Source organism: Pseudoalteromonas sp. SaAl2, from assembly GCF_052947895.1.
In genome coordinates, this window is record NZ_CM129605.1 from 1,016,814 (window position 1) to 1,028,182 (window position 11,369).

Genomic DNA, 11,369 nt, shown 5'->3' on the forward strand with positions numbered 1-11,369 from the left:
CGTCTTTATTGCTATAAAAAAGCCGCAAATTGCGGCTTTTTTTAATGGCTTAAATTTAACACTCGATGATATTTACAGCTAAACCACCGCGGGCGGTTTCTTTGTATTTTGTTTTCATGTCATTACCGGTATCAAGCATGGTTTTGATTACTTTATCCAAAGATACCTTTTGTTCACCACTACCACGAATAGCAAGACGAGATGCGTTAATTGCTTTAATTGCTCCCATGGCGTTGCGCTCAATACAAGGTACTTGTACTAATCCGCCAACCGGGTCGCATGTTAGACCTAGGTTATGTTCCATGCCGATTTCAGCTGCGTTTTCAACGTGTACTACGTTACCGCCGACAATTTCAGTTAATGCGCCAGCGGCCATAGAGCAAGCTACGCCTACTTCGCCTTGGCAGCCTACTTCAGCACCCGAAATTGAGGCATTCTTTTTATACAAAATACCAATGGCTGCAGCGGTCAGCAGGTAACGAGTGGCAATATCACGATCTACTTCTTTTATAAATGTGTGATAATACATCAGTACGGCGGGTAAAATCCCTGCCGCACCATTGGTTGGCGCAGTGACAACGCGGCCTCCAGCGGCGTTTTCTTCATTGACCGCAAGGGCAAATAAATCAACCCAGTCCATTGCACGTAATGGGTCGTTATTTACTTCAATATTGAGCTTTAAATGAAGACTAGGCGCACGGCGTTTTACTTTTAAGCCGCCGGGTAATATCCCTTCGGTGCGCATACCACGTTCAATACAGGCTTTCATAACTTGCCAAATATTGAATAACTCGTCTTTTATATCGTCTTCTTTGCGAAGTGTTTTTTCATTTTTCATCATCAGTGTCGAAACGCTATAGCCTGATTCTTTACACATTTCGAGCAGATCTTTGGCTGTTTCAAACGGATAAGGTGCTGGGTTTTGTTCGCGAATATCTAACGCAGCTTGTTTTTCGTTATCAAACTCTTCGTCAGTAACGATAAAGCCGCCACCAATTGAGTAATATACTTTGCTGTAAACACGCTCTGACTCTTTGTAGGCAATAATTTCCATTGCATTAGAGTGCTTAGGTAATGTTTTACGACGGTGAAAAACAATGGCACCTTGCTTGGGGAATTTAGCTTTGTGAGTTTTATTAAGGTAAATAACTTGTTCGTTTTCAATGGTAGCAAGAATGTCGTCGACTAAATCGGCGTCGATAGTCTCAGGGTCGTACCCTGCTAACCCTAAAATAACAGCTTTACCCGAGCCATGGCCAATGCCTGTTTGACCCAATGAACCGTATAACTCTACTTTGACGCTCGTGATATCGGTTAACAGGTTTTGTTGTTGTAATTCGTTAACAAATAAACGCGATGCGCGCATAGGTCCGACGGTGTGAGATGACGACGGCCCAATGCCAATACTAAACATATCGAATGCACTGATCATATACTTTACTCTACTTTTTACTCAGCACGACTGCTGCCTTTGAACGGTCGCACATAATAACGCGTAATTGTACCCTTGTAACCCTTTGCAATAGAGATTTAGACTGGTATGGCGAGCTGTTTTGTAAAGTTTTTTATAATACTGGCAGTTGCACCCCACAGCAGGCCATGTGTAGTCGAAAACCCTTCAAGGGTGATAGCTTTACCGAAACGTTGAAAAGGGATCGGTTGCCAGTTGTTTTTATCAATTAATGCGCTAATTGGAATTAAAAAGCTTGCTGCGACTTCATTGGGATCTTCAAGCCATTGTGTATGCGGGTTTAAAACCCCAACAAATGGTGTGATAGTGAACCCGGTTAACGTTGCATACTCGGGAAGTTGGCCAATTACATTAACGTGAGTGCTGTTAATATTAAGCTCTTCATATAATTCACGTAGTGCGGTATGGCGTAAATTTCTGTCGTTTAATTCGCGCTTTCCCCCAGGTAAACATATCTCCCCAGGGTGGTGTTTTAAATAATTAGGGCGCTTACATAGTAAAATATGTGCGCTGTCATGTACGTCGATTAAAGGCAGCATAACCGCACTAGCGCGGCGTGTTTTGTGTGGATGTGCGCTTAATGACTGCGCATTTGCTGCAACACTCAGTTGGAAACGGGCCAGTACTTGTTGACTGTTCACAGTATCTTACTTAAGTAATGGAAGAATTTTATTTACTTTATCGTATGTTTCTTGGTATTCCAAGTCAGCTTGAGAGTCAGCTACTATGCCGCCGCCAGCCCAACAGTAAATATGTTGCTTATGGCAAACTAAGGTACGAATAGTAATACTGGTATCCATGTTGCCACATGCACTTAAATAGCCAATAGATCCGCAATAAACACTGCGACGGTGGGGTTCTAGCTCTTCAATTATCTCCATTGCGCGAATTTTAGGCGCGCCAGTAATTGAGCCACCTGGAAATGCCGCGTGGAGTTGATCAACCGCAGTTTTACCCTCAGCTAACTGGGCGGTGACCGTGCTGACTAAATGATGCACCGCAGGAAAGCTTTCAATAGCAAATAGTGAGGGCACGCTTACACTGCCTGGCTTTGCAACTTTACCTAAATCATTACGTAGCAGGTCGACGATCATCACGTTTTCGGCGCGGTCTTTATCAGAACGTTGTAACCGGACAGCTTGTTGTTGATCAGCTGATTCATCGGCGCAGCGCGGTAAAGTCCCTTTGATTGGTTTTGTTTGAATTCGCCCGTCATTAATAGCAATAAAACGCTCGGGTGAAATTGATAAAATAGCGCCATCAGGGTGATTTATAAAACTTGAAAATGGGGCTTTATTAGCTTCACGCAAAGTACAATATGCGTGCCAGGCACTGCCTTGGTACTGAGCCTTAAAACGTTGCGCTAAGTTTATTTGGTAACAATCACCGCTTTTTAAATAGGCTTGAATTTGTGCAAACTTATCGGTGTACTGCGCTTTGCTCATGTTAGATGACCACCCTTGAGTAATTTCAAAAGGGGGGCGTTGTTTGGCCGTATTGTCTAGGGACGACAAGTAAAGGGCTAGTCTATCTGTATTTGGTTGAGCGATATAAAACCAAGTACATTGTTGTTTGTCGTAGATGAGTGCATCAGGGTATAGGCCGACTGCCAATTGTGGCATATTAATATCATTAATTGCATTTTCAGGCAGTTTTTCAATTACACGGCCAAAATCATAACCAAAATAGCCAAGCCAACCTCCGTTAAATGGCAGTTCAGGGTGCGCTTTAGTGTCATTAAGTTTATTTAACTGTGTTTGCAATACGGTAAAACAACTTTGCTCAGTTAATTGATCATCCACAAACACCTGATTGTTTTTTACTTCTAAACGCATTAAAGGCGCAATGGCGATGATATCAAAGCGGCTATTTTCATGGTCACTGTTAGCAGAATCAAGTAGTACAGCATAAGGCAAATCACAGAAATAGCTAAAAACCTCGACACAGTTGAGCGAAATGTCTAATTGAATACAGGTTTTATGTTGTTTTATCATCTATTTTTTACCCTGAAAAACTGGCTCGAAACGGGCTGGGAGGGTATCATAAGTTAAATTTTTTTGGCAGCGTTTAGTTGCCTATTGCGTTACAAACCACCGTCACCGGTTTGATTTATGTTACGTGTATTAATACGTAAAAGTAACTTAAGGAACCCCTATGAGTACTATCCGTCAGCAAGACTTCATTGATAGCATTGAAGACGCTTTACAATATATTTCGTTTTATCACCCACTTGATTTTGTTCAAGCACTCGAAAAAGCGTATAACAAAGAGCAAAGTAAAGCTGCTAAAGATGCCATTGCACAAATTCTAATTAACTCGCGTATGTCGGCTGAAGGTAAACGCCCGCTTTGCCAAGACACAGGTATCATCACGTGTTTTGTAAAAGTAGGTATGGATGTTAAGTGGGATAAAACAGACTTAACGGTACAGCAAATGGTTGACGAAGGTACTCGCCGAGCTTATTTAAACCCAGATAACCCGCTACGTGCATCGATTGTTGCTGATCCTGCTGGCACGCGTAAAAATACCAAAGACAATACCCCGTCTGTTGTACACATTGATTTAGTGCCGGGTGGCGAAATTGAAGTTATGGTTGCTGCAAAAGGCGGCGGCTCTGAAAATAAAACTAAAATGGTAATGCTTAATCCATCTGATGATGTGGCTGCATGGGTTGAAAAAACATTACCAACAATGGGTGCTGGCTGGTGTCCGCCGGGCATGCTAGGTATAGGTATTGGTGGTACTGCAGAAAAAGCTGCGGTACTTGCTAAAGAATCACTAATGGATCCGGTTGATATTCATGAGCTAATTGAACGCGGCGCAGAAACAACTGAAGAAAAAATGCGTTTAGACATTTTTGAGCGTGCGAATAAATTAGGTATTGGTGCACAAGGCTTAGGTGGTTTAACCACGGTTGTGGATGTAAAAATTAAAACCGCACCTACTCATGCCGCGTCTAAACCTGTGGTTATGATCCCTAACTGTGCAGCAACACGTCACGTGCACTTTACCCTTGATGGTTCAGGCCCTGCTGATTTAAAAGCCCCAAAACTTGAAGACTGGCCAGAAGTAACGTTTGAAGTAGGCGAGGGCACTCGTCGTGTTGATTTAAATACCCTAACCAAAGAAGATACTCAAGAATGGAAGATGGGCGAAACAGTATTACTTTCGGGCACTATCTTAACTGGTCGTGATGCTGCGCATAAACGCCTGCAAGATATGATCAACTCAGGTGAAGGCTTACCAGAGGGTGTGGACTTTGATAATAAATTTATTTATTACGTAGGTCCTGTTGATGCCGTAGGCGACGAAGCGGTTGGTCCGGCTGGTCCTACAACTGCTACTCGTATGGATAAATTTACCGATATGATGCTAGAGAAAACGGGCATTGTGGGCATGATAGGTAAAGCTGAGCGCGGTCCAGCGACGGTAGAGTCGATTAAAAACAACAAGTCTGTTTACTTAATGGCTGTTGGTGGCGCTGCTTATTTAGTGTCTAAAGCAATTAAAAAAGCACGCGTTGTGGCATTTGAAGATTTAGGGATGGAAGCCATCTATGAATTTGAAGTAGAAGATATGCCAGTAACCGTGGCTGTAGATAGCGAAGGCGCCAACGCGCATACGCAAGGCCCTGCAATTTGGAAAGCAAAAATAGCTGAGTTAGATAGCAAATTAAAATAAGTTGCTATTTACTGATGCGGTATTCAACACTGTTGAATACCGCAAACAGCTCTTACCAGTTGATTTAAAACCCTCATAATCTCCTCAAGCCACTATATTTAAAGCTATATAAGCGATTTTTAGATTGTAATATTTACTTTACACTCAATAGTTACCTTACGTGTACGTAAACGTGATAGTTACTCACTTCACTTGTTTTGCATAATTAATTTGTATTTGGTTTTAATTTTGAATTAAGACTTCTTTAAAGTCTGCTTTTGTGATTTCTTTATGATGTGTAAGTATTTTGCTTGGTTTTATCATCTCATATAGTGGTCAGGCGCAATTTGAAGTGATAAAGTCTTGGCAATTTCAGCGCTCATACCCTCTCACGGGTAATAAATTTCGGAGTAAGATAAAGTGGCTGTGTTTAATCAAGTTGACTTTGATAACCACGAACAAGTGGTTTTTTGTTCAGATAAAGAATCAGGCTTACGTGCAATCATTGCGGTACATAATACTAACTTAGGGCCTGCTGTTGGTGGCTGTAGAATGTGGGATTATGCCAACGATGATGATGCGATAGTAGATGCATTGCGTTTATCAAAAGGTATGACTTATAAAAATGCCGTTGCACGCCTGCCGTTTGGTGGGGGAAGTCGGTGATCATTGGTAATGCAAAAGAAATTAAATCAGAACAACTATTTCGTGCCTTTGGTCGTCAATTAGAGCGTTTAAATGGTAGTTACTATTCTGCTGAAGATGTAAACATCACCTGCGCTGATGTAGCTATTATGCATAAAGAAACTAATTATGTACTTGGCCTTGAAGGTAAAAGTGGTAACCCATCTCCTTTTACTGCTTATGGTACGTTTTTAGGTATTAAAGCGGCGTTACAGCATCAACGTGGGCATCAAGATTTAAGCGGCGTTAAAGTGGCCGTGCAAGGTTTAGGCGCGGTTGCTTACGGTTTGTGTAAACATTTACATGAAGCGGGTGCAAAGTTGTTTGTGACTGACATAAATCAAGCTGCAATTGATAGAGTAGTGAATGATTTTTCTGCAACTGCCGTGGGCATTGATGATATCTATGACTTAGACGTTGATGTATATGCACCGTGTGCACTAGGCGCAACCGTTAATGATAATACTATCCCGCGTCTTAAAGCGACAATCATTGCAGGGTGTGCAAACAATCAGTTAGCAGAGTCTCGTCATGGTGAGATTATTCGTGAAAAAGGTATTTTATATGCGCCAGATTATGTAATTAACGCTGGTGGCATTATTAATGTTTATTATGAAACTGCACCAGAAGGTTATTCTGAAGAGGCATCTAATAAACATGTTGAAGGTATTTTTACGACCTTGACGGAAATTTTTGCTCGTAGCGAAAAAGAACAAAAATCTACACATCTTATTGCTGATGAACTCGCACAAGAGATCATTGCTAATGGTCTTTAAGCACTCTAGAAAATTTTAAACGTATTTTTGCTTATGAAGGCGTGCAGGTGCGCGCCTTTTTCTTTATAGCTTTGCAAAATCAAGCTACACTTTAGTTTTTCCTCTCACAAAAATTATAATGACTCCAATTGATTTAGAGCACTGGCCACGGGCTCAACATTTTGAGCTTTTTAAAGGCTTTACCCAACCCTATTTTAATGTTTGTGTACAGATAGATATGCAGCCGCTGTATCAATACTGTAAATCTCATCAACACTCATTTTTTCAAAGCTACATATTCTTAGCGCTACGTGCATGCCATCTATATCAACCTATGCAACTGCGTATTGTTGATGATAATCCAGTGCAATTGCAAAATACGCGAGCGAGTGTGGTAGAACTTGCGCCAGATGATACTTTTCGCTTTAGCTATTTTAGTTTGTGCAATAACTTTACTGAGTTTGCTAAACATGCATATCAGGTAAGCGAGTCAGCAAAACAACAACCATTATTTTCCAGTGCATTTGAGCAAACAGAAGGACAGGCTGATCTGATTCATATTTCCGTTTTACCTTGGTTAGCATTTTCCAGCTTTTCTCATGCACATAGTCAGGGAACAAGCTTGGGCATTCCTAAATTAGTCTTTGGTAAATATGATACTGAAACAGGTAAAATGCCTTTATCAATTGATGTGCATCATGCATTGATGGATGGTCTTCACGTAGCGCGGTTTGTTGAGTGTTTCATGCAATGTATAAATAGTTACTGCCAAGAGTAATTTTATTTATGAATAACTTGTTAATGAAACTGAAATTAGTACTATGCTAGTATAAATACTATGAAAACAATAATAATGATAATAAATTAAGGCAAAATCATTATGTAATTGGTTGTTTTATAGCTAAATCATTAATTAGTGATTGGGAAGGCGTTCAATATAATGCGACGAATAAGTCTATTTCTTTTTTGATAATACAATCAGTGTGTATTGCTAATGAGCAAGCACGCCTTCCTTTAAATGATTACTTTTCTGAAACTTGGAGCACCCGTACAGGTTTACCCCACAATAGTATCAATAGTTTAGCGCAAACCAATGACGGCTATATCTGGATAGCGACATGGGAGGGGCTTGCGCGCTTTAATGGACGCGAATTTAAATTATTCACCCGCTCAGAAATCCCTGGTTTACCGGACTCAGGCTTACGTAGTTTGTCTGCTCAGCCTGATGGTAGCCTTTATATTGTTGGTGCTCGTGGTGGTTTAAGTCATTGGCAGCATGGGCAATGGGACACCCAGCCAAGTGCCAAAGCTATGGTTAATCATATCTTAAAGACTGAATCTGGCGAACTTTGGTTAGCGTTGGAGGGAAAAGGTTTGGTGTACCGTAGCGCTGGCTCTGAGCAAGAAACTAGCGTGCTAATAAACCTAAGTACATATCGTTTGATACAAGATGCAAGCGGAGTTATTTGGGCCGCTACCAGTGATGGTTTATACCAAATTGAAAATCATCAAGCCCACTTGGTCACCCCTGAACAAGGATTGCCTAATGCGCCTATTTATACATTATTACTCACACGAGAAGGACAGCTTATTGTTGGGGGTGAGAAAGGGGCATGGAAGTTAGTTGATGATCAATTTATAACTGTTCATCAGCAATTGAATGGTGAGTCTGTTTCGAGCATTTTAGAGGATGATCACAATGATATTTGGCTTGGTACCATCAACAAAGGTGTTTTCAGATTAAGTACTTATGGACTCGAGCAGCTGAATGCAAAAGCCGGGTTACCTGGCAATAGAATACTCTCATTGCTTCAAGATAGAGAAAATAGCATCTGGGTCGGCACAAATGGCGGGCTTTATAGACTGAGAGAAGCCCCATTTTCATCATGGACTAGAAAACGCGGACTTAACTCTGATTATGTACGCACCGTTTTATCTCATTCTGATGGCAGTATTTGGGTGGGGGGCAGCACAGGCTTGAATAGGATTAGTAATGATCGCATTGAGTCATTTTTCCCCATTGATAGTGACAAACCGTTATCGGTTTTAAGTTTAGTCGAAGATAACACCGGAGGGGTTTGGCTAGGCACATATACCGCGGGTGTAATGCGGATTTTAAATGGTCAGATACATACTGTAATTAATCGTGATACAGGTTTAGCAAGCAATGAAGTAAGAGCATTACTTTTTGATAATCAACAACGGCTGTGGGTTGGTACTGCAACCGGTTTGACCCGTATTGAGCTGGACGGTTCATTGACACAGTTTACAACAGAGCAAGGCCTGCCTGGCGATTTTATCATGGCGCTGGAGCTTGATTCAAAGGGCAATGTTTGGGTCGGCACAGGGGTCGGTGTTGCTATGTTTAATGACACTTTAGGAAAGTTTAAAGGGCAGCTTTTCCCTCGTAAGTTTAATGCTGAATACGCGTTTGGTTTTTATTCTCAAAATGAATATATGTGGATGGCAACAGATCGTGGCCTTATTCGTTTCAATATTGATAGTGGGGATATTGCGATGCTGGGCAGAGAACAAGGGCTCCCAGTTGATAAGCTCTTTCAGGTGATAGAGCAGGGGGATTCGTTTTGGCTTTCGAGTAATCGTGGAGTTATTCAAGTTAAACAGCAGCAAGTTAATGACTTGCTCAACAACCCAAATGTAAAAGGGGTTGCTTTACAATATCAAATGTATGATGAAGGCGATGGTATGCTTAGTGCTCAGGCAAATGGCGGCTCTAACCCTGCCGCCGTTTTGCATAAGGACGGCAGTATTTGGTTTGCAACGGCATTAGGTGCAGCGACAGCGTTACCTGAGCGATTAAAACGTACCTCACAACTTGAATTACCGACTGTTATAGAAAGCTTACTTGTTGATGGTAAAAGTACTCCCCTTGGAACTAAAGGCGACATGGTATCTTTACCTGCAGGTTCAGATCGTGTTTCATTTCACTATGCAGGGCTCAGTTTTATAATGCCTCAGCGTTTAAAATTCCAAACTAAATTGCTGGGCTATAATGATAAATGGGTTGATCGTCAACAACTTAACATTACTGAATATACTAACTTGGCACCTGGGAAATACACCTTTATGGTGCGAGCAGGTTATCCTAATGGCCAGTGGCAGGAAAATTACCAGGTGTTGGATTTTGTTATTGAGTCATATTTTTGGCAAAAGCTGAGCTTTAAATTAATGGTATTTTTGTCACTAGTGATGATATTTTTTGCGCTTTATAAATATCGCTTATATCATTATAAAAAAATAGAAAAAGAATTAAAACACCGGGTAGCACAACAAACGAATGATCTACAAGAACAGACTGATGCATTCGCCCATCAGGCGAGTCATGATCAATTAACGGGGATCCCAAACCGACGAGCATTTGACAATTGGCTTGCTGAAAATTTTGCCGATATTAAGCTATCTGGTCAATCGCTTAGTATTGCGATCATTGATATTGATCACTTTAAACGTATTAACGATAATTGGTCTCATATTGTGGGAGATAAAGTGATATGTGTGATCGCTACTATCTTGCAACAATGCTGTCATGATAATGCAAACCAAGTCTCACGTTGGGGAGGTGAAGAATTTACTTTACTTCTACCAAACAAAACGGCTATGCAAGCAGTTGAAATTTGTGAGCAATTAAGGCTCGATATAGAGAATTATGATTTCTCATCTATTGCCATGGGGCTTAAAGTGACGGTGAGCTTTGGCATCGCAGATTCAAGCTTGGTGGATGAATATGATCGGTTATTAGTGCAAGCAGACCAAGCTTTATATAAAGCAAAAAACAATGGGCGGAATCGAGTTGAAGTAACTCAGCCTCAATCAGCTCCCTGTTAATTTTATAGTAAAAGATTGAAATATGACTTTGGTGGTCATATTAATAACTTAGTCTTTTCTCAGCGAGCCTGCTAATGGTAAATGGTTTATTGATTCTTGCGTTAATAGCGTTTGTGGTTTTTTATTGGCGCTGGCCTGATATTCAAAATCAGCTTTGGCAAAAAAAATACCAAAAGTACCGCCTTAATGAACAGCAAAAATCTTTACTGCTGCGTTATATGCCAATTTATCAAAAAATGACAGATGCTGAACGCGCTAAACTTGAGCGTCACATCGTTTGGTTTTTAAATGAAAAGCGCTTTATTGGCTGCGATGGTCTAAAGCTTAACGATGCCATGAAGCTGATTGTTGCAGCGGATGCTTGCGTGCTTGTGCTAAATAAACCTTGGCCTTTATATAAGAATGTTAGAGAAATCTTATTATACCCAAGTGCCTATTACGCCCCGCAAACCTCTCGTGATAATGCCGGTTTAGTTAGTTATCACAATACAGTGCGCCAAGGTGAGTCTTGGCCTGGCGGTACTCTGGTTCTCAGTTGGCATGATGTACTTGAAGGAAACCGCTTACCAAGTGATGGCCATAACTTGGTGTTTCATGAATTTGCACATCAACTTGATCAGGAAACGGGTAAAACAACGGGTACGCCGTTACTAAAAAAAGCGGCTGATTATAAAGAATGGGCCAGGGTGTTTAGCCGTGCATTCAATCAACTTAAAACTCATGTAGCCTATAGTATGCCTCATGTTATTCATAGTTATGGCGCAACCAACGAGGCTGAGTTTTTTGCGGTGATCACCGAAACATTTTTAGAAAAGCCTAGCGAACTGCGCCATTACGACCCTGAGATTTACACTATGCTGGTGAACTATTACCAGTTTGATCCAATTAAATGGCATTAACCGCCAATTTAAGACGCTTTATCAGATATTGCTGGTAACTTGCTGTACTTTTTG

General features: G+C 41.1%; 7 protein-coding genes and 1 pseudogene. 5 read left to right on the forward strand and 3 right to left on the reverse strand.

Translation table 11 applies throughout. The features are described from left to right. Positions 1-55 precede the first annotated feature (55 nt). From ACU8V8_RS04845 to pabB, 3 genes are all read right to left on the reverse strand, one after another. Entirely contained in the window at positions 56-1,432 is a 1,377-nt protein-coding gene (locus ACU8V8_RS04845) for an L-serine ammonia-lyase (RefSeq protein ID WP_446889006.1), read from the reverse strand. Between the two features lie 98 nt (positions 1,433-1,530). Next, positions 1,531-2,112 (reverse strand): NUDIX hydrolase, encoded by a 582-nt coding sequence (locus ACU8V8_RS04850; RefSeq protein WP_446889007.1) that lies wholly within the window; start codon positions 2,110-2,112, stop codon positions 1,531-1,533. A gap of 6 nt (positions 2,113-2,118) precedes the next feature. Further along, positions 2,119-3,465, reverse strand: a complete 1,347-nt coding sequence (gene pabB, locus ACU8V8_RS04855; protein ID WP_446889008.1) for an aminodeoxychorismate synthase component I — start codon at positions 3,463-3,465, stop codon at positions 2,119-2,121. Positions 3,466-3,625: 160 nt separating this feature from the next. On the opposite strand from pabB, the gene ACU8V8_RS04860 reads away from it, so the two are divergent. The 5 genes and pseudogenes from ACU8V8_RS04860 to ACU8V8_RS04880 all read left to right on the forward strand — a co-directional run bounded on the left by ACU8V8_RS04860 (position 3,626) and on the right by ACU8V8_RS04880 (position 11,315). Next, complete coding sequence (locus tag ACU8V8_RS04860) at positions 3,626-5,152, forward strand: fumarate hydratase (protein ID WP_290210702.1); 1,527 nt, start codon at positions 3,626-3,628, stop codon at positions 5,150-5,152. 399 nt (positions 5,153-5,551) lie between these two features. Continuing rightward, positions 5,552-6,591 (forward strand): annotated as a pseudogene (locus tag ACU8V8_RS04865) (Leu/Phe/Val dehydrogenase). Positions 6,592-6,709: 118 nt separating this feature from the next. Continuing rightward, a complete protein-coding gene (locus ACU8V8_RS04870) occupies positions 6,710-7,348 on the forward strand; it encodes a CatA-like O-acetyltransferase (protein ID WP_446889009.1) in 639 nt (212 codons plus the stop codon). A 188-nt stretch (positions 7,349-7,536) separates the two neighbouring features. Further along, positions 7,537-10,416 carry a two-component regulator propeller domain-containing protein gene (locus ACU8V8_RS04875; RefSeq protein WP_446889010.1) on the forward strand — a complete coding sequence of 960 codons (2,880 nt, stop codon included), beginning with the start codon at positions 7,537-7,539 and terminating at the stop codon, positions 10,414-10,416. 74 nt (positions 10,417-10,490) lie between these two features. Continuing rightward, a complete protein-coding gene (locus ACU8V8_RS04880; protein WP_290210706.1) occupies positions 10,491-11,315 on the forward strand; it encodes a M90 family metallopeptidase in 825 nt (274 codons plus the stop codon). Positions 11,316-11,369: the final 54 nt, after the last annotated feature.

Coding starts and splice junctions, on each gene's coding strand:
- ACU8V8_RS04845 (WP_446889006.1), bottom strand. CDS start 1,432: ATGATCAGTGCATTCGATATGTTTAGTATTGGCATTGGGCCGTCGTCA.
- ACU8V8_RS04880 (WP_290210706.1), top strand. CDS start 10,491: ATGGTAAATGGTTTATTGATTCTTGCGTTAATAGCGTTTGTGGTTTTT.
- ACU8V8_RS04860 (WP_290210702.1), top strand. CDS start 3,626: ATGAGTACTATCCGTCAGCAAGACTTCATTGATAGCATTGAAGACGCT.
- pabB (WP_446889008.1), bottom strand. CDS start 3,465: ATGATAAAACAACATAAAACCTGTATTCAATTAGACATTTCGCTCAAC.
- ACU8V8_RS04870 (WP_446889009.1), top strand. CDS start 6,710: ATGACTCCAATTGATTTAGAGCACTGGCCACGGGCTCAACATTTTGAG.